The organism is Aeromonas dhakensis, assembly GCF_000820305.1.
Lineage (GTDB): Bacteria > Pseudomonadota > Gammaproteobacteria > Enterobacterales > Aeromonadaceae > Aeromonas > Aeromonas dhakensis.
In genome coordinates this window covers 145,166-163,651 of record NZ_CDBH01000022.1, presented here as the reverse complement: position 1 = coordinate 163,651, position 18,486 = coordinate 145,166, and the positions used below count along the sequence as shown (strand labels likewise).

General features: G+C 63.4%; 14 protein-coding genes and 2 pseudogenes. 9 read left to right on the top strand and 7 right to left on the bottom strand.

The window, feature by feature from the left end:
* The first annotated feature begins 154 nt into the window (after nucleotides 1-154).
* Nucleotides 155-2,263, top strand: coding sequence for an alpha-amylase (locus BN1143_RS03935; protein WP_042049735.1), 2,109 nt, complete (start codon nucleotides 155-157; stop codon nucleotides 2,261-2,263).
* Nucleotides 2,264-2,359: 96 nt separating this feature from the next.
* On the opposite strand, the gene BN1143_RS03930 is transcribed toward BN1143_RS03935, so the two are convergent.
* The gene (locus BN1143_RS03930; protein ID WP_005303384.1) at nucleotides 2,360-2,986 is read right to left on the bottom strand and encodes a glutathione S-transferase; all 627 of its coding nucleotides are present in this window, start codon (nucleotides 2,984-2,986) and stop codon (nucleotides 2,360-2,362) included.
* A gap of 158 nt (nucleotides 2,987-3,144) precedes the next feature.
* On the opposite strand from BN1143_RS03930, the pseudogene BN1143_RS22910 reads away from it, so the two are divergent.
* The 5 genes and pseudogenes from BN1143_RS22910 to BN1143_RS03910 all read left to right on the top strand — a co-directional run.
* A pseudogene (locus BN1143_RS22910) lies at nucleotides 3,145-3,489 on the top strand (response regulator); the annotation flags it as partial.
* A gap of 138 nt (nucleotides 3,490-3,627) precedes the next feature.
* Nucleotides 3,628-3,789, top strand: a complete 162-nt coding sequence (locus tag BN1143_RS22905) for a response regulator transcription factor (RefSeq protein WP_407060720.1) — start codon at nucleotides 3,628-3,630, stop codon at nucleotides 3,787-3,789.
* A gap of 201 nt (nucleotides 3,790-3,990) precedes the next feature.
* Nucleotides 3,991-4,572 (top strand): TetR/AcrR family transcriptional regulator, encoded by a 582-nt coding sequence (locus BN1143_RS03920; RefSeq protein WP_005303388.1) that lies wholly within the window; start codon nucleotides 3,991-3,993, stop codon nucleotides 4,570-4,572.
* Between the two features lie 71 nt (nucleotides 4,573-4,643).
* Nucleotides 4,644-5,513: an alpha/beta hydrolase gene (locus BN1143_RS03915; protein ID WP_042049734.1), complete on the top strand. Its 870-nt coding sequence runs from the start codon at nucleotides 4,644-4,646 to the stop codon at nucleotides 5,511-5,513.
* A gap of 120 nt (nucleotides 5,514-5,633) precedes the next feature.
* On the top strand, nucleotides 5,634-6,779 hold the full coding sequence (locus tag BN1143_RS03910) for a patatin-like phospholipase family protein (protein WP_024941010.1): 1,146 nt from the start codon (nucleotides 5,634-5,636) through the stop codon (nucleotides 6,777-6,779).
* Between the two features lie 66 nt (nucleotides 6,780-6,845).
* Here BN1143_RS03910 and BN1143_RS03905 read toward each other — a convergent pair whose 3' ends face one another.
* Complete coding sequence (locus tag BN1143_RS03905) at nucleotides 6,846-8,798, bottom strand: cation:proton antiporter domain-containing protein (RefSeq protein ID WP_042049733.1); 1,953 nt, start codon at nucleotides 8,796-8,798, stop codon at nucleotides 6,846-6,848.
* A gap of 100 nt (nucleotides 8,799-8,898) precedes the next feature.
* Here BN1143_RS03905 and BN1143_RS03900 point away from each other — a divergent pair, with 100 nt between their 5' ends.
* Nucleotides 8,899-9,819, top strand: coding sequence for a GGDEF domain-containing protein (locus BN1143_RS03900; RefSeq protein ID WP_082038422.1), 921 nt, complete (start codon nucleotides 8,899-8,901; stop codon nucleotides 9,817-9,819).
* Nucleotides 9,820-9,885: 66 nt separating this feature from the next.
* Here the strand turns inward: BN1143_RS03900 and tilS are convergent, their stop codons facing one another.
* Entirely contained in the window at nucleotides 9,886-11,226 is a 1,341-nt protein-coding gene (gene tilS, locus BN1143_RS03895; protein ID WP_042049731.1) for a tRNA lysidine(34) synthetase TilS, read from the bottom strand.
* A gap of 126 nt (nucleotides 11,227-11,352) precedes the next feature.
* Here tilS and BN1143_RS03890 point away from each other — a divergent pair, with 126 nt between their 5' ends.
* Both BN1143_RS03890 and BN1143_RS03885 read left to right on the top strand, forming a co-directional pair.
* A complete protein-coding gene (locus BN1143_RS03890) occupies nucleotides 11,353-13,383 on the top strand; it encodes a M13 family metallopeptidase (protein WP_042049727.1) in 2,031 nt (676 codons plus the stop codon).
* A gap of 111 nt (nucleotides 13,384-13,494) precedes the next feature.
* Entirely contained in the window at nucleotides 13,495-13,932 is a 438-nt protein-coding gene (locus BN1143_RS03885; protein ID WP_005303404.1) for a PliI family lysozyme inhibitor of I-type lysozyme, read from the top strand.
* 691 nt (nucleotides 13,933-14,623) lie between these two features.
* Here BN1143_RS03885 and BN1143_RS22900 read toward each other — a convergent pair.
* The 4 genes and pseudogenes from BN1143_RS22900 to aroB form a co-directional block, all read right to left on the bottom strand.
* Nucleotides 14,624-14,786: pseudogene (locus BN1143_RS22900) on the bottom strand (IS3 family transposase); the annotation flags it as partial.
* A gap of 80 nt (nucleotides 14,787-14,866) precedes the next feature.
* Nucleotides 14,867-15,739 (bottom strand): Dam family site-specific DNA-(adenine-N6)-methyltransferase, encoded by an 873-nt coding sequence (locus tag BN1143_RS03880; RefSeq protein WP_042049726.1) that lies wholly within the window; start codon nucleotides 15,737-15,739, stop codon nucleotides 14,867-14,869.
* Between the two features lie 70 nt (nucleotides 15,740-15,809).
* Nucleotides 15,810-17,408 carry an SPOR domain-containing protein gene (locus tag BN1143_RS03875; RefSeq protein ID WP_042049725.1) on the bottom strand — a complete coding sequence of 533 codons (1,599 nt, stop codon included), beginning with the start codon at nucleotides 17,406-17,408 and terminating at the stop codon, nucleotides 15,810-15,812.
* On the bottom strand, nucleotides 17,398-18,480 hold the full coding sequence (gene aroB, locus BN1143_RS03870; RefSeq protein ID WP_042049724.1) for a 3-dehydroquinate synthase: 1,083 nt from the start codon (nucleotides 18,478-18,480) through the stop codon (nucleotides 17,398-17,400). Before aroB ends, BN1143_RS03875 begins: the two co-directional genes overlap by 11 nt.
* Nucleotides 18,481-18,486: the final 6 nt, after the last annotated feature.

Sequence of the window (18,486 nt, the reverse complement as noted above, 5' to 3'; positions counted from 1 at the left end):
ACACCCTGCTCACACTTTTCCATTCTTGAAAACGTAACCATTTGAACTGATGTCACAAATCGACGGTTTGCCTGTCCAAGCCCGCCATCATGCCTTCTAGAATGAGCCCCATTGACGGCAATCTGGTCCGCTTAACCCCAGCAAGGAATGGCTTATGCGTCGCACCCCATCTGTTTCTTCCCTCTGGCTCGCCCTGCTGGCCTGCCCCCTCTTCCTCCCTCAGGCCATGGCCGCCGAGGTGCGCCTCTACGTGGATGACCAGCCGGTCGGCGCGCCGCTGACGTTGGACAAGGGGGCGGTGCAGCTGACCCATCCGCTCACCAAGGGGAGCCACCAGATCCGCATCAGCGACGCGGGCAACAGCTGCGGCACCAGCTTCGGTCCGAGCGAGGCCAAACCGCTCCCCTTCGGCACCGCCCAGCCCATGGAGAAGTGCAGCAAGGGGCAGCACTTCAACCTGCGGGTGATGCTGGCGGGGGACTATGAGTTCACCTTCAACCCGGATACCCCCAGCCTCAAGGTGCTGCGAGCCACCAGGAAGAGCGAGTTCAAGCGCCAGCCGCCAGCGGAGCCCTGCATCAGCTGGGATGGCGGCCCGGTGACCGTATCCCTGAAAGGAGTCTGGCCCGACGGCACCCAGCTGCGGGACGCCTACTCCGACCAGCAAGGGGTGGTCAAGGGTGGCAAGCTGACCCTGACGCCCAGTAAAGAGAGCGGCGGCCTACTGCTGCTCGAACCGGTCAAGGCAGTCACGGCGGCCCCCTTCAGCTGGGATCAGGCGAGCGTCTATTTCCTGCTGACCGACCGCTTCAACAACGGCGATCCCGCCAACGACCACAGCTTCGGGCGCCAGAAAGACGGGCAGGATGAGGTGGCCACCTGGCATGGCGGCGACTTCAAGGGGCTGACCGCAAAGCTAGACTACATCAAGCAGCTCGGCATCAACGCCATCTGGATCACTCCCATGGTGGAGCAGGTGCACGGCTTCATCGGCGGTGGCGAGCAGGGCAACTTCCCCTTCTACGCCTACCACGGCTACTGGGCGCTCGACTTCACCAAGATAGATCCCAACTACGGCGACGAGGAGAGCCTGAAGACCCTGGTGGACGAGGCGCACCAGCGCGGCATGCGCATCATCCTCGACGTGGTGATGAACCACGCCGGCTACGCCACCCTCGCCGACCTGCAAGATCTGGGGCTCACCGATCTCACCCAGAACACCGGCAAACTGCCGGCCCGCTGGAACCAGTGGCAACCGAGCGGCGGCCTCAACTGGCATGGCTACAACCAGTTCATCGACTACCAGTCGCCGAAGTGGGACCAGTGGTGGAGCGGTGACTGGGTGCGAGCCGGCCTGCCCGGCTACCCGCAGCCCGGCACCGACGACGTCACCGGCTCGGTGGCGGGGCTGCCGGACTTCCTCACCGAATCCACCAAGCCGGTGGGGCTGCCGCCGCTGCTGGCGGCCAAACAGGACACCAGGGCCAAGCCACTGCCCAACGCTACCGTGAGCGACTATCTGATTGCCTGGCACACCGACTGGGTGCGCCGCTTCGGCATCGACGGCTTCAGAGCCGACACCGTCAAACACCTGGAGCCCGAGGTGTGGGCCCGCCTCAAGCAGGCCGGCACCGATGCCCTCAAGGAGTGGAAAGCCGCCAACCCGACCAAGAAGCTCGACGACCTGCCCTTCTACATGGTGGGCGAGGTGTGGGATCACGGGGTGGCCAAGGATTTCTGGTATCAAAACGGCTTCGATTCGCTGATCAACTTCGACTATCAGCGCGAGTTCGCCCTGCCCCAAGCCCAGTGCCTGGCCAGCGCCGAGCCCACCTATGCCGGCTACGCCAGCCGCATCAATCAGGATCCCGAGTTCAACGTGCTGAGCTACATCAGCTCCCACGACACCAAGCTGTTCTTCGGCGATTATCAGGACGTGCCACTGCAGCGCCGGGTTGCCAGCAGCTTCATGCTGCTGCCGGGCGGCATCCAGATCTACTACGGCGATGAGTCCGGCCGCGGGCTCGCCAAGGATGGCGGCGTGTTCGATCAGGCACTGCGTTCTGACATGAACTGGCAGGAGCTGGCCAGCGGCGAGAAGGCCGATCTGGTCAAGCACTGGCAGCGGCTCGGACAGTTCCGCGCCGCCCACCCGGCGGTGGCGGCGGGCAGCCACAAGAAACTGGCCGACAGCCCCTATGCTTTCGTGCGGGAGAAGGGGGATGACAAGGTGGTGGTGGTGTTCGCCGGCCGCCAGCCGTAATCCAGCTTAAGGAATCAAACCCAAACAGAGAGGGGAGCCAGTGGCTCCCCTCTCTGTTTACACCAGTCATTCAAACCGGCGGTTGCGCCCACAGGTTCACTGCAGCTGACGAGCGGCCGCCGGCCACTGCAGACGCGCCTTGACCAGGGTCTGCTGCCACAGCGGCCAGGCCAGCAGCGCTTGCTGATAGGCGCCCGCCTGGCCGGGCAGCTGGATGCCATAGCTCGCCAGCCGGTAGGCCATCACCGCATAGAAGGCATCGAGGATCCCCGCCTCGCCAAAATAGAAGGGGCCCCGCGCCTGGGACCAGATGGTCTGCAGCCGGGCCAGCTCGCCGATGGCCTCCACCGGCGGTTCGCTGCGGGTCGGGGCGCCGAGGAAGAAGGGCAGCAGGGTACGAATTTGGCGAAAACCGGCGTGCAGCTCGGCGCAGAGGCTGCGGGCCAGCGCCCGCTCGGCCTGTGATGCGGGATAGAGCTGGCGATCGGGGCAGAGCTCGTGGATATATTCGGCGATGGCCAGCGAGTCGTGCACCCGCACACCGTCGTGATCGAGCCAGGGCACCAGGCCGGCGGGGGCCAGCCGCTTGAGCCGCTGCAGATCCTTGGCATCTTCCAGATCGAACACCTGCTCCTGCCACTCCAGCCCGCTCATGGCCAGCACCAGCGCCGCCCGCATCGCCCAGGTGGAGCCAGTGCCCACCGTCAATACCAGAGATCCCATCTATTGCCTCCTGCATGGGTTGTTCATGACCATCCCATCTGCCCCAATGGCACGACATCCGACGGTCGCTTCACATTTGCGCGCCGGCAGGTTTGACCCTCTCCGGGAGCGGTGCTAGTTTGATTTTCCAAAACAATCAGTTAGCAACAATGTGAGCAATGGACAGCCAATTTACCATCGTCATCGCAGATGACCACCCCCTGTTTCGGGGCGCCCTCTATCAAGCGGTGCACATGGCCATCGACGATGCCCAGCTGCTGGAAGCGGACTCCATCGACAGCCTGGCCCACCTGCTGGGGGAACACCCGGAAGTCGACCTGCTGCTGCTCGATCTCAAGATGCCGGGGGCCAACGGTTTCTCCGGTCTCGCCCACCTGCGCGGCCAGTATCCCGACCTGCCCATCGTGGTGGTGTCGGCTTCGGAAGAGCCTGCCATCATCCAGCAGGTGCTGCGGCTCGGCGCGCTCGGCTTCATCCCCAAGTCGGCGCCGATGAAGGAGCTGGTCAACGCCCTCAATACGGTGATCGGGGGTGACAACTGGGTGCCGGCCGGCATTTCGCTCCACCCCGAGCCTTGTGAGGGCGCCGATTTTGCCAGCAAGCTGGCCAGCCTCACCCCCCAGCAGTACAAGGTGCTGGTGATGCTGCGCGACGGCAGCCTCAACAAGCAGATCGCCTGGGAGCTCAACGTCTCCGAGGCCACCATCAAGGCCCACATCACCGCCATCTTCAGAAAACTCGGCGTCAAGAACCGCACCCAGGCGGTTATCGCCCTGCAGCAGATGGATATCAAGGACGACTGAGCCTCTTGCCACCATCAAGATCCACCTCATTCCCATCTTTCAGAAAAACCGGCGTCAAGAACTGCACCCAGGCGGTCATCGCCCTGCAGCAGATGGATATCAAGGAGAGCTGAGCCCTCCCTGCAGGCCTGCACATCATCTACCGCTCGACAAATAGCACGGTCGTACTTTATGCTGCCCCGGTCAATGAAGGAGAGTGCGATGAGCAAGGGCCGGCTGACCCGCGACAACATTTTGCAGACTGCATTCGAGCAGGCGAGCCAGCAGGGGCTGGAGAGCCTCACCATCGGCTCCCTTGCCAGCGCCTGCGAGATGTCGAAAAGCGGCCTGTTCGCCCACTTCCAGTCCCGCGACAACCTGCAGATCGCCGTGCTGGAGTACGCCGCCGAGGTGTTCCGGGAGCGGGTGATCCAGCCGGTGCGCCAGCAGCAATACGGCAGCCAGCGAGAGAAGCTGACGGCCCTGCTGCAGGCCTGGCTGGCCTGGAACCAGTGTTTCGCCGGTCGCTGCATGTTCCTCGACGCCTGGACCTCGGCCCAGGAGGGTGAGGTACAGCAGGCCGCCCGCCAGCTGGTGCGCTTCTGGCTCGACTACCTGGCCCGCCAGGTGGTGCAGGGACAGAGCGAGGGCGAGTGGCGCAGCGACATGGATCCCTGGCGCGCCGTCTACCGCCTTTACGGCCTCTATCTGGCGGATCAGGTGTTCAATGCCCTCGATCTGTGTCAGGATCCGGCCCGCCACTTCTGGCCCGAAGTGGAGACACTGCTGGATGGCTGGCGCTGATGGATTGACCTCTCTTTTTTAAAACCGACAAAAAAGCACGACCGTTCGCACATAAAAACCACAGGATCACCATGAGCAGCAAGATCTACTTCAACACCCGCCGCTTCAGCCCGAGCAAATGGTTGCTTGGCCTTGGCACCCGCTTGCATCACACCCTGGCCCCCGCTCATGCCAAGCGTACCGCCAGCAAGCTGCTGCTCACCCCCCAGCGCAACCAGCGGGATGACAAGGTCCCAGCCGGACTGGTCAAACAGGCCTTGCACACCAGCGAAGGCACCCTGATGAGCTACCGGCTCGGCCAGGGGCCGGTCTGGCTGCTGATGCACGGCTGGTCAGGCAGCGCCAGCCAGTTCTACCCGCTGATGAGCCACATTGCGGCCCAGGGCTTCACGGCCATTGCCTACGATCACCCGGCCCACGGCCACAGCGCCGGCCATACCGGCCACCTGCCCCGCTTCGTGCGTGCCTTCGACGAACTGGTGGAGAAGATGACGGCGGAGTGCGGCCCGCTGCAGGGTGTCATCGCCCACAGCATGGGGGGCGCCGTCACCCTCTCCAGCCGTCGACGCGAGCTGGATGCCCTGCCGCTGCTGCTCATCTCGCCGGTGCTCGACTACGTGCCCCAGCTCTACGGCATGGTGGCGCGCTCCGGCTACTCCATCCGGCTGTTCGATGCGGTGGTCAAGGAGATTGAGCAGGAGTACCAGCACCCCTTGAGCACGGTCGACCCGCTGGGGCGGCTCGCCGGCCGCAGCGGGCCTGCCATCATAGTGCACGACGAGGAGGATCGCTTCGCCCCGCACGGCGATTCCCTGCGCGCCACCCAGGATGGTCGCACCCGGCTGGTGAGCACCCGCGGCCTCGGCCACGGCCGCATCCTCGCCAGTGCCCCGGCCTTCGCCGCCTTCGATCAGCTGAGTGCCGCCCAGAGCAACCACTGAACAGCCTCAAAAAGGGCCTGCAAAAATGGTTGGCAGGCCTGTTTTTATATTTGATACAGCGTCTTATAGTTAAATTGCTCGGTGGCAACACCCCCAGTGGCATGCATAAGGCGCAGTATCATGGCCAGACCCAACACAGCTCTTCTATTGACCGGTGGTGGTGCCCGCGCCGCCTACCAGGTCGGCGCCCTCAAGGCGATCGCCGAGTTCTATCCCCGCAATCTCGGCATTCCGTTTCCCATCCTGTGCGGTACCTCGGCCGGCGCCATCAATGTCACCGCACTGGCCTGCTACGCCTCCTGCTTTCATCTGGGAGTGCGCAAGCTGGAGTGGGTCTGGCGCCGTTTCGAGACCCACCACATCTTCGACTTTCACCCGGGGCGCCTGTTGTGGCGACTGATGTACGAGGGCTCGGCGGGGCTCGTCAATCCCCATACCAACCACGCCTTTCACCTGTTCGACAACGCGCCGCTGCGCCGCCTGCTGGATCAGCTCATCGACTATCACCGCATCGACGACAACATCCTCTACGGCAGCCTGGAGGCGCTGGCCATCACCGCCTCCGACTACGACGACGGCCTCTCCACTACCTTCTTTCAGGGGCGAGCGGAACACCTGCCGTGGGAGCGGGCCAGACGGCGCGGGCTGCGCACCCTGCTCACCTCGGATCACCTGCTCGCCTCCTCGGCGCTGCCGTTCGTCTTCCCGGCCACCCACATCGGCGAGAAGTTCTACGGCGACGGCTCCATCCATCAGCTGAGCCCGCTCAGTCCCGCCATCCACCTGGGGGCAGAGCGGATCCTGCTGATCACCCTGGATCCACCGGCGCACACGGCCCCCACCTTTCACCATGGCCACCTGACCAGCTCCAACATCGCCAGCCACCTGCTGGACACCGTCTTCACCGATACCCTCAACTCGGATCTGGAGCGGCTGTGGCGCATCAACCAGACCCTGGATCTCATCCCGGAGCGGGAGCGCAACCGGTTGAAACTCAAACGGGTGGAGACCTGCGTGCTCAAGCCAAGCCAGGATCTCGACCTGCTGGCGCTGGCCTATCTGCGCAAGCTGCCGGTGCATCTGCGCCGCCTGCTGCGGGTGCTGGGGGTGACGGGGGACGAGACCAGCAGCCTGGCCAGTTTCCTGATGTTCTATCCCGGCTACTGCCAGCAGCTGATCAAGCTGGGCTACCTGGATACCCTGAACGAGCGCCAGCGGGTCGAACAGTTTCTGGGGCTAGAGGAGGCGGTACGGGTCGAGGCATGAGCCGGGGCATTCAAGGGAGGCGGGGACGGCATTGGCAGCAGGGCTGGTGCAACATGGGTTTAGGGATCAGCGCCCCTCCAGCAGGCGCTGCTCCGCCTGCTCCACCGCCACCGCATTGCCAAACAGCACCAGCTTATCCCCCGTCGCCAGCACCAGTTCGGGTCTGGGCTCCAGCCGCTGTGTGCCCCGCTGCACCTCCCTGATCCGCACCGCATCCAGCCCCAGCGCCTGCACGCTGCGCCCCACTGCCCAGGCCTGCTCGTGCAGCAGCACGGGGTGCAGCCGCTCGAGCAGTTGATCCGTCTCCAGGTTGCCGGCGCTCTGATCCCCCCAGTAGAAGCCGTGCAGAAAGCGATACTGGTTGCTGCGCTCATGCTCCATGCGCCGGATAACCCGGCCGATGGGGATGTCGCAGTTGAGCAGCAGGTGGGAGACCAGCATCAGAGCCCCCTCCTGGGACTCGGGGATCACCTCGAAGGCCCCCGCCCGCTTGAACGCCTCCAGAAAGCTGTCATCGCGGGTGCGCACCAGCACCTTCACCTCCCCCGCCAGCTCCCTGATGAGCGCCAGCATGGCCTCGACTCGCTTGGGATCGTCAAAGGTGATGATCACCAGCCTGGCCCGCAGCAGGCCAGCGGCCAGCAGGATGTCGCGCCGGCTGGCATCGCCAAATGCCACCTGCTCCCCCGCCGACTTGGCCTCGCTCACCCGCTCGGGGTCGAGATCCAGCGCCAGGAAGGGGATCTCCTCCTGCTTGAGAAAACGGGCGCAGGTCTGACCGGCCCGGCCAAAGCCCGCGATGATCACGTGCTGGCTCTTGCTCAGGCCCGACTGGGCCACTTCGGAGCGGGTGAGCAGGGCCGGATCGGTGAGGGAGCGGGCCAGCTGGTGAGCCTGTTGCACCAGCCAGGGGGTCATGGCGATGGAGGTGACCCCGATACCGATGAGCAGGGAGACCAGCCGGTGGTCGAGCAGACCGTGGTGGTTGGCCAGTGCCAGCAGCACGAAGCCGAACTCCCCCACCTGGCTCAGCATGATCCCCGCCGCCATGGCGTCGCGCTTGCGTTCCCCCATCAGCCGGCCGGCCAGCAGCACCAGCAGGGACTTGAACAGGATGAGGGCCGGCACGCTCAGCGCCACCAGCCACCAGTCCAGCGCCACCCGCTGCCAGTCCATGGTCATGCCGATGGTGATGAAGAAGAGCCCCATCAGCACGTCTCGAAACGGCCGGATGTCCACCTCCAGCTGGTGACGATAGTGGGATTCCCCCAGCATCATGCCTGCCAGAAAGGCCCCCAGCGCCATGGAGAGACCCATCCACTGGGTGAGCGAGGCGGCCAGCAGCGCCACCAGCAGGGTGCTCAGCACGAACAGTTCGTCGGAGCGGGCCCGCGCCACCTCGTGAAACAGTAGCGGCAGCAGCCACTTGCCCACCGCCAGCAGGCTCAGCAAGGCAAACAGCCCCTTGAGGGTGGCCCAGGCGATCTCCGCCAGCAGGGCGCTGCCCTGGATCTCCGGCCGGGCCAGGATGGGGATCATCACCAACAGCGGCACCACCGCCAGATCCTGAAACAGCAGCACGCTCACCCCGAGCTGGGCACGGCGGGTGTGCAGCTGCTTCTGATCCCCCAGCTGCTTGATCACCACGGCGGTGGAGGAGAGCGCCAGAGTGCCCGACACCACCAGAGCCTGGGCCAGACTCAGGCCCCACCACCAGGCGATGGTAAAGAACAGCAGGGAGGTGAGCAGCACCTGCAGGCCGCCCACCCCGATCACCAGCCGGCGCATGGCGATGAGCCGGGGCAGCGAGAACTCCAGCCCCAGCGAAAACATCAGAAAGACGATACCGAGCTCTGCGATGGTCTGCATGATCGCCTGGCCGGTGATCACGGCGGCGCCATGGGGGCCGAGCACGACCCCGGCGAGCAGGTAGGCGAGGATCACCGGCTGGCCCAGGCGCCGGAAAATCGCCACCAGCAGGACTGCGGCAAGCAGCAGGATCAATACGTCTGCGTACAATATTTCCTCCTTTTTTATCTACTTAAGCCTAGCCAGCCGCCCTTGTTCGCATCGAACATATTTTGGGCACAGGTATTGCAGGTAAGAAGCAGGAAGTAGGTTGTTTGAGGGCTGTACCGTGGAAAACACATCATCATTGAGCGGTTTGGGACATGGCATCGAGCAGTGGGTTCGCCAGATGGAGCGGCTCACGCCGCTGGCAAGCCAGGATAGCAACCAGCTGCTCGAGCAGTTGCTGGTGCAGACCGATCTGGGCAGCTTGCTGGCAACTTTTGCCGATCGTGCGGCAAGAATTGTCCGGATCCACAGCCTGCACTTCGACTGTGGCCAACCGCACACCCTGATCCAGCATCCACCCCAGGCCAGCCTGACCCTGCACAGCTACCCGTTCGAGCTGCGCGGCCAGCATGGCCAGCTGCTGGGCCAGCTGCACTACACCCTCGAACACGCCCTGAGCGGCAGTCAGCAACGGGTGCTGCAGCAGTATCATCAGCTGCTCAGCCTGCCGCTGCCCCTCTATCTGCGCCTGTCACAGCTGGAGCTGCAGGTGCGGCTCGATCACCTGACCGGGCTCGGCAACCGCTCCTACTTTGACGAGGCCATCGGCCGCGCGGTGGAGCAGCACAGCCGGGAGTCTCACGGGTTGGTGCTGGTGCTGCTGGATCTCGACAGCTTCAAGCAGATCAACGACACCTGGGGCCACCCGGTGGGCGATCTGGTGCTGAGCCGCTTCGCCCAGCTGCTGACCCACTGCATCCGCAGCACGGATCAGGCGTTTCGCCTCGGCGGCGACGAGTTCGCCTTGCTGCTGCAACCCGCCGAACCCGAGGCCTGGCGCCCGGTCTGGCTGCGTCTGCAGCACATGTTGCTGACTCACAAGGAGCTCAGCACCTTCTCGGTCGGCTGCAGCCTGGGGGCCGCCAGCTGGCAGTCCGGGGTGGATGTGCACAGCCTGTACGAGGCGGCCGATGCTCACCTCTATGCCCGCAAGAAGGCGGGCAAGGCCGGCCTGCTGGACTGAACCGGCCAGCCGCTGAATACGACAAGGCCGGCATATGCCGGCCTTGTCCGTTTGCTGCAGAGAGGATTACAGCGGGGGCTGACAGGCCGCCGCCGGCAGCCAGTGCCAGGCCAGGCCAGGCTCCTGCGTCATAAATCCGTCACAGAGGAACAGCTCGCCCACCGCCGCCACCTGCTCGCCGTAATAGAGGATGGGAATGCGGCCGCGCTGCCAGGAGGGAACCCCGTACTCCTGCAGCAGCTTCTTGAGACGCCGGCTGCCGCCGCGCCCCACCGGCTTGAGCATGCTGCCAGCGGCCACCCCGAAGCGCACCGACAGCGGCTCGTCCGCCCCTGGCAGCCGCAGCCCTTCGCCCTCCGTCCGCGGCGACAGTCGCACCTCGCCGAGCCCGTCCGGCAGGATCAGCGTCTCCCCCACCCTCAACGCCAGCTGCTCGTGACGAGGCAGCAGTCCGGGTCGCACCAGATAAAGCCGCCCCTGAAAGCGGCGGCAGCTCTGCTCCCCCCAGTTGAGCTGGGGATTGGCATCTTCCCGCGCCAGCGCCACCTCCTGCCAGAGCAGGCCGAGCTGCTCGCGGGAGGGCATCTCGCCTCCCTGGCGGCGGATCCAGTAGCGCAGCAGGTTGTTGCGCCGGGTACCTGACAGGGCCAGCAGCGGCGTGATCTGTAGCGCCTCTCCTGCCGCCGCCAGCCGCCAGTCGGCCTCGGCCAGCTCCTCCAGCAGCGCCTCCTGTTCGGCGCAAAGCGCCATGCTGCGCGCCGCCGTCTGGGCCATGGCGGGCCAGCGGGCCTTGAGCTGGGGAATGAGCTGCTGGCGCAGGAAATTGCGGTCATAACTCACATCCTGATTGCTCTCATCCTCCACCCAGCCATAGGGGAGGCTGGCCGCCGCCTCGGCCAGCTCGGCCCGGCTCACCTCGAGCAGCGGGCGCAGCAGCAAGCCGCCGGCAAAGGGCTGGCTCGGCACCATGCCCGCCAGCCCGCGCAGACCGGCGCCGCGCTTGAGCGCCAGCAGCAGAGTCTCCAGCTGATCGTCCTGATGGTGAGCGGTGAGCAGCCACTCCCCCTCCCCCAGCTGGACGGCGAGGGCCTGATAACGGGCCTCCCGCGCCTGCGCCTCCAGACTGTCGCCGCTACCCCGTTGCAGTTGCACCCGCACGGTGATGAGCGGCACCGCCAGTTGCTGACATACCCCTTCACAGTGGGCCACCCACTCGTCGGCATGTGGACTCAGGCCGTGATGGACGTGCAGGGCGCGCAGGGCAAGGCCGTGGGCGTGAGCGAAGCGGGCCGCCAGCACCAGCAGCACGGTGGAGTCGAGCCCGCCGCTGAAGGCCACCAGCAGGCCGCGGGAACCTTCCGGCGCGGGCAGGGTCTGACAAAAGCGAGAATAAATACGAGAAATCATAGGCTTCCCCAATACGACCAGGCCGATCTTAGCAGAGTCGGGCTTATCAAGCGCTAACCCGACTGCTAGAGTGAATCGCTCCCTGCGTGGGCAAGGAAGCCGTATAACCCGAATTGGAATCAAAAAATGAACAATAAGAAAAGCATACTGGCCGGCCTCATCGGGCTGGCCCTGCTGGCAGGCTGCAGTCAGGCGCCGGATACCAGCAGCAAGCACTCAGGCCTCGCGCTGGCCAACATGGACACCAGCGTCAAACCCGGCGATGACTTCTTCCGCTACGTGAACGGCCACTGGCTGACCACCGCCAAGATCCCGGACGACAGGCCCGCCGACGGCGCCTTCTACCTGCTGCGGGACAAGTCCCTGGCGGACGTGCGGGTGCTGGTGGAAGGGCTGGATGGCAAGGCCGCCGCCGGCACCCAGGCCCAGCAGATCCGCGACCTCTACCACAGCTATCTGGATCAGGCGACCCGGGATGCCAAGGGCACCACGCCCCTGCTGCCCATGCTGAGCGAGATCGAGCAGATCAAGAGCAGCCAGGATCTCGCCCGCGCCTTCGCCCAAAGCGGTCGCAACGGCGGCGGCGCCCCCTTCGGCTTCTGGATAGACGCCGACGCCAAGGCCCCGGACAGCTATGCGGTCTACCTCTACCAGGCCGGCCTCAGCCTGCCGGATCGGGACTACTACCTCAAGACGGATGCCGCCAGCCAGGCGCTGCTCAAGAAATACGAGCAGCACATCGCCACCATGCTGGGCCGCTTCGGCGAGCCGGATGCCGCTGCCAAGGCCAAGCGGGTACTGGCCCTCGAGAGCAAACTCGCCAAGATCCAGTGGGACAACGTCAACCTGCGGGATCGGGAGAAGAACTACAACAAGGGGCCTCAGAGCGAGCTCAAACGCCTCGCCCCCGCCATCGACTGGGACGCCTACCTGAGCCAAGCCGGCCTCGCCGGCCAGCAGAGCCTGGTCATCGGCCAGCCGAGCTATCTCGCGGCCCTGAACGAGGTGATGAAGCAGACCCCGATCGGCGACTGGCAAGCCTACCTCAAGTGGCAGCTCATCACCGATTACGCCCCCTACCTCGACAGCCAGACCGATGCCCAGAACTTCGCCTTCTTCGGCACCACCCTGAGCGGCACGCCCAAGCAGCGCGCCCCCTGGGAGCGGGCCCTCGGCGTGCTGGACGATCATCTGGGCGAGGCGGTCGGCAAGCTCTACGTGGAGCGCTACTTCCCGCCCCAGGCCAAGGCCCGCATGGAGCAGCTGGTGGAGAACCTGCGCACCGCCTACGGCCAGAGCATCGAGGAGCTGGACTGGATGTCGCCAGCCACCAAGGCCCAGGCCAAAGAGAAACTCGCCAAGTTCCGCCCCAAGATCGGCTACCCGGACAAATGGAAGGATTACAGCGCCATCGCGATCCGCGCCGACGATCTGGTGGGCAACCTGCAGCGCGCCCGCGCCTTCGAATACGCCGACAACCTGGCGCGCCTCGGCAAGCCGGTGGACAGAGACGAGTGGCACATGTCGCCGCAGACGGTGAACGCCTACTACAACCCGAGCAACAACGAGATCGTCTTCCCGGCTGCCATCCTGCAACCCCCCTTCTTCGACATGCAGGCGGATGACGCCGTCAACTACGGTGCCATCGGCGGGGTGATCGGTCACGAGATGGGCCACGGTTTTGATGATCAGGGGGCCAAATCCGACGGTGACGGCGTGATGCGCGACTGGTGGACGCCAACCGATCTCAAGGAGTTTCGCTTCCGCACCAGCCGGCTGGTGGCCCAGTACAACCGCTTCGAGCCCATCGCAGGGCAGTTCGTCAACGGCCAGTTCACCCTGGGGGAGAACATCGGCGATCTGGGCGGCCTCACCATAGCCCACAAGGCCTATCTGCTGTCGCTGGATGGCAAGGAGGCCCCGGTGCTGGATGGCTTCACCGGCGAGCAGCGCTTCTTCCTCGGCTGGGCTCAGGTGTGGAAGGGCATGTATCGCCCCGAGCTGATGCAGATGCTGCTCGCCTCGGATCCCCACTCGCCACCCGAGTACCGGGTCAACGGCGTGGTGCCGAACATCCCCGCCTTCTACGAGGCGTTCAACATCCAGCCAGGTGACAAGCTCTATCTGGACCCGGCCAAACGGGTCAAGATCTGGTAATGACGGCCCCGCTGAGGGGCGGATGACGCGAACCGGCGGGGGCTGCCCGGCCGATCCGCACAGCAACACAGGTGGCGGGCAACCGCCACCGCAGTAACAAGGGTCAAACCGATGAAAGCCTTGCTCATGACACTCGGCCTGCTCACCCTGCCCCTCGCCAGCCAGGCGGCGGACGGGTTCTTCAAACAGCTGACGCTCCCCTCAGGCCAGGTAGTGACCGTCAGCGAAGGGCGCGGCGAACCTGCCTCCACCGGCAGCTACGACGTGCGCCTCTACTCCGGCACCAACCCCCAGTTCCCGCTGGATCAGTTCATCGACGGCAAGGTGCTGCCGCGCGATGGCAGCATCAAGGAGCTCAAGCTGCTGGATCTCAACGGCGACAAGCAGCCCGAGCTCATCGTCGTGGTCGAGAGTGCCGGCAGCGGCAGCTACCTGAGCGCCGACGCCTTCACCCTCAACCCACAGGAGGGGGTGGAGAACTTCAATCACGTGGAGGGGCTGGCCCCCAATGACGATGTGATTGAGGCGCTCAAGACCCCCCGCGACTGACATCCCCATCACCACGCCCCGCCCAGCGGGGCGTTTTTCTTGGTACAGTCCTAATCACGTGTTGGAAAAACAACTTTAAGGCAGATCATAACCGCGGGGAGCTTCTTCAATGATGCCTAGACCTTTTGATACCTATTTCCCCTCTTCCTTTTCCTGCAACTCATAAGTTTAGGTGGTAAAGTCACCATCCTGACCTCTGGTACCCAATGACAAGATTACGTCGCTCATCCACTGTCGAATTCAAGCTGAAAGCCGTATCCATGGTTTCCAAGTACTCGATCAGAAAAATTCAGTCCCCAGGCCAGCCTTTCACCAATACCAATGAAACCTCACTGCGCCACAGGGTCACCAACCTCAATCCAAAAAAACACTCCATCAGCAAAACGTCACTTCCGAGTCGCAGCCCCAGAGGGTTTGAAACCAGCACTAATCGACTTGAACACGAAAAGGGAACAATGAAAGCAGTGAAAACTGTGCATTGCCTTGTTATAAGCCCGTCTGGGCTAGCTCAGTAGATGGTGTTCGGTCAATGTCCGGTACCGACTTTCAACCAGGTATGGTCCTGTCCTCGGTCCCTGCATCAATTAAAAATTTGGGCCTTCTGACTCATCCGAATCGATCACTGAGTGAGTTTTTGATTCGCTGTTCGGGTGTATGTCAGGCGCAGCAGTGAGCCTTTCGGCGCACAGAGAGAGCCATGACTCCAATCTTGCTGATCGTGTTTATGCAACCACACCAAAACGGCCAAGCTTCCCTGAATGTCATAACAGGTTTGAGCCTGTCAGCAGGTCCACTCACTTTTTCAATCTGATCGACCAGTTATCACGCTGTGTTCGCTTCGCACCTTGTCCCATCGAAGTCGGAGATAAGTGTGCTTACCATATTTTCAAACCGAAATACTGGAATATAAACGGCACCCAGGGTGCCGTCTGTCTCAGCCGAGTGGCGCCAGTTCGGCATCGCTCGGGTAGTAGCCCTGCTCCGGCTCGATGCCGGGCGGATAGAGCGCCAGCAACTCGGCCACCTTGTTGCGGGTGCCACCGTTGCGGCTGATGGTGCGCTTGACCAGGATCTCGTCGAGGCGGGCACCGCGATAGAGTTCGCGGGTCAGCTCGATGTCGTGGTTGCTGATGAGCACGGGCACCCCTTTGCGGGCCGCGGTGTGGCGGGCCAGCCTAGCCAGCACGGCCTGATCGTCCAGGGTAAAGCCGCCGGCCGAATAGGTGGTGAAGCTCGCCGTGGTGGAGAGCGGCGCATAGGGCGGATCGCAATAGATGACCCAATCCTCTTCGGCGCGCTGGATGGCGTCGGCATAACTTTCACAGATGAAGGTCGCCTTCTGCGCCTTCTCGGCGAAGGCCCACAGCTCTTTTTCCGGGAAATAGGGTTTCTTGTAGGAACCGAACGGGACGTTGAAGCCCCCTTTCTTGTTGTAACGGCACAGGCCGTTGAAACCGTGCCGATTCAGAAACAGGAACAGCAGAGCACGTTCGAAACTGGTATCGGCCTGATTGAACTGGGTACGCAGCCGGTAGTAGGCGACCTTGTGGTTGTGCTCGGCCACGAACAGCTTGCGCGCCTCGGCGATGAAGCTGTCCGGCGTCTGCTTGAGGTGGTTGTAAAGCCCGATCAGATCCGGATTGATGTCGTTGAGCACATAGGCGTCGTAGTCGGTGTTGAGAAACACGGACCCGGCCCCGACGAAGGGCTCCAGCAACACACGCCCGGCCGGCAAACGCTCGGCAATCTCTTCAACCAGGGAGTATTTTCCCCCGGCCCATTTTAAAAAAGCGCGTGTTTTTTTCATGGAAATCCGGTGTTAAGAAGGCATCGACCAAAAAAGGGGGACGATTCTACCCCCTTCCCGGCCAAAATGGCTATTGCTTCAACTCTTTTTGTACCTGCGCAAACGACTTGGGCCAGGGTTGACCCTTCAGCAAGGCGGGCGACAGCTTGCGAATGGCGGCCTTGGCCTGGTTGCTGCTGGCGTAGTCCCCCTGCAACACCACGTACCAGGGGCTGCCGCGGAACTGGGTCTGATAGACCCAGATCTTGCCGGCAAGGCCATTTTCGGCCACGAACTTGTCAACCGCCTTGGTGTTGCTCGCCCCCATCAGCTGGATGCTGTAGTGGCTGCGCGGCTTCTTGTTCAGGGTGGCGGCGGGAGTCAGCGCCACCTTGGGTGCAGGAGTCGCCACCGGCTCGGCGGCGGCCGGTTTGACCACCGGCTTGCTGGTAGCCTGCACGGGCTGGGCCTTGGCGGCTGTTGCCGGCTGGGCGGTGGCATTGGGTGTGGCCGCCTGCCTGGCTGGCGCATCCTGGGTGGCTGCCGCCCGGGAATCGGCACCGGTCAGCTCATCCACCACCGCCGTGGGCAGGGCCCCGCTGACGTTGGGCTGCTTCATCAGCTTCTCGACCACCTCGTCGGAGATCACCACCCGGCGCCCCTCGTAGTTGGTCGATTCGGTGGTAACCGTGTCGCTCTCCACCGCCTTGGGCAAGGCCTTGGCATCGGGCTGCCAGTCACGAACCACACCACCCTGATTGGTGGCGGCACCATCATTGTTCACACTCTGATTGTCGTTCTGGCTACTGTTGCTGCCGCCGACGGTGAGCGGATCGCCACCCGACACGGGGATCGGCAGCGCCGTGCTCTGGGCGGGTTCAGACACGGCCCCTTTGTCGTCACTGCTGAACAGGGCCGGCAGCAGATAACTCAGGGCCAACAGGCCGCCGGCAACCAGTGCCAGCAGGGTCGCAATCTTCTTGACGGGCAACTCGGCCTGACGTTTCTTGGGCCTTCTGTCGGTCATGATATCCTCCAGTAACTGCATGATGGTGGACGGATGTCCATTCGCCACTTTCAGGATCTCTTCCACTTTCGGCTTGGGCAAGAGGGCTGTCGGGATCTTGAGCTCTTTGGCCTTCTCATACAAGAAGATACGTTGTTCAGGGGCGCTCAGCGGCGCGACTTCCAGCTCCAGTGCCGGCATGGCACGCCCTTTGAGCAACGCCTTCTGGGTGCGACACCAGACGTCACTGCCGGACACCATGATCGCCAGCTGATGGGGTACGGCCAGGGTGTCGTTGTGGCGGCACAGACTCCACAGCTCGCCAACCAGTTCGGCCGGCAGCTCGTCTGCCCGTTCGATCAGCAGCAGCAATGTGGCCGGTTTGCCCTCCAGCATGCGAAAGAAGCTGTCTGCCAGCGCATCCTGTGGATTGAACAGCGGGCGGGCCACCACCTGGGGCAGCAACAGCTGACGCACGTCCACCATCTTCATGGCCGGAGTGCCGATCAGACTGGCGACGCGGACTTTTTCAGGCAGACGATCGAGCATGTCCTGGCACAAAGTGCCGCGACCACTACCGGGTTTGCCGGAAAGAAAAATGAAAGGATGATTGAATTCAATCAGATGCAGCAGCCGGTCAACCAGCTGCCGCTGGGAAGGAAGCTTCAGCAGTTTATTTGTCACGACCAGACTCGATCACCGCCAGCAGTTCAGCATCGGAGACATCGGCCACCACCTGGGCATGACCGATGCCAACCGGCAGCACCAGACGCAGTTTGCCTTCCAGCACCTTCTTGTCGCGACGCATGTGGCGAATGAAGGCGGCAAAATCCATCTCGGGCGGGGCCTGTACCGGCAGATTGGCTGCCAGGAGCAGCGCCCGGATACGGGCTACGTCCTGCTCGGTTACATCGCCACGGGCCTGTGCGGTCCAGGCAGCCAGCATGGTGCCCGCCGCCACGGCTTCGCCGTGCAGCCAGTTGCCGTAGCCTTTTTCGGCTTCGATGGCATGGCCGAAAGTATGACCCAGGTTGAGCAGGGCACGCACGCCATGCTCGGTCTCGTCCTGACCGACCACGTCGGCCTTGATTTCACAGCAGCGGCGGATGGCATAGGCCAGCGCGGCCGGCTCCTGCGCCTGCAGACGGGACATGTTGGCTTCGAGCCAGCAGAAAAATTCGACATCCCAGATGATGCCGTACTTGATCACCTCGGCCATGCCGGCGGCGAATTCACGGGCAGGCAGGGTCTGAAGGCACTCGGTGTCGATGACCACGTGTCTGGGCTGATAGAAGGCCCCGATCATGTTCTTGCCGAGAGGATGGTTGACGGCGGTCTTGCCGCCGACGGAGGAGTCAACCTGGGAGAGCAGTGTGGTAGGCACTTGAATGAAAGGAATGCCACGCTGGTAGCTTGCCGCAGCAAAGCCGACCACGTCACCTATCACACCGCCCCCCAGGGCGATCAGAGTGGTATCACGGCCATGGTTGGTTTCCAGCAGAGCGGACATGATCCGCTCGAAGGTTGCCAGGTTCTTGTAGGCCTCGCCATCCGGCATGATCAGGTGTTCAACCTGATAACCGGATAGCAGCTGGGTAATGCGCTCAAGATACAAGGGGGCGACAACGGTGTTGGTCACTATCATGACCCGCTTGCCCTTGATGGTTTGCGTCAGCACCTCTGCATGCTGCAACAGACCTGCCGCTATCTCGATGGGATAGCTGCGTTCACCCAGTTCGACCTTCAACCTTTCCATGGACGT

Bases quoted from the DNA above. Each gene is read 5' to 3' on its own strand.
- BN1143_RS03935 (WP_042049735.1), top strand. From the start codon at position 155: ATGCGTCGCACCCCATCTGTTTCTTCCCTCTGGCTCGCCCTGCTGGCC.
- BN1143_RS03930 (WP_005303384.1), bottom strand. From the start codon at position 2,986: ATGGGATCTCTGGTATTGACGGTGGGCACTGGCTCCACCTGGGCGATG.
- BN1143_RS22905 (WP_407060720.1), top strand. From the start codon at position 3,628: ATGCTGCGCGACGGCAGCCTCAACAAGCAGATCGCCTGGGAGCTCAAC.
- BN1143_RS03920 (WP_005303388.1), top strand. From the start codon at position 3,991: ATGAGCAAGGGCCGGCTGACCCGCGACAACATTTTGCAGACTGCATTC.
- BN1143_RS03915 (WP_042049734.1), top strand. From the start codon at position 4,644: ATGAGCAGCAAGATCTACTTCAACACCCGCCGCTTCAGCCCGAGCAAA.
- BN1143_RS03910 (WP_024941010.1), top strand. From the start codon at position 5,634: ATGGCCAGACCCAACACAGCTCTTCTATTGACCGGTGGTGGTGCCCGC.
- tilS (WP_042049731.1), bottom strand. From the start codon at position 11,226: ATGATTTCTCGTATTTATTCTCGCTTTTGTCAGACCCTGCCCGCGCCG.
- BN1143_RS03890 (WP_042049727.1), top strand. From the start codon at position 11,353: ATGAACAATAAGAAAAGCATACTGGCCGGCCTCATCGGGCTGGCCCTG.
- BN1143_RS03885 (WP_005303404.1), top strand. From the start codon at position 13,495: ATGAAAGCCTTGCTCATGACACTCGGCCTGCTCACCCTGCCCCTCGCC.
- BN1143_RS03880 (WP_042049726.1), bottom strand. From the start codon at position 15,739: ATGAAAAAAACACGCGCTTTTTTAAAATGGGCCGGGGGAAAATACTCC.
- aroB (WP_042049724.1), bottom strand. From the start codon at position 18,480: ATGGAAAGGTTGAAGGTCGAACTGGGTGAACGCAGCTATCCCATCGAG.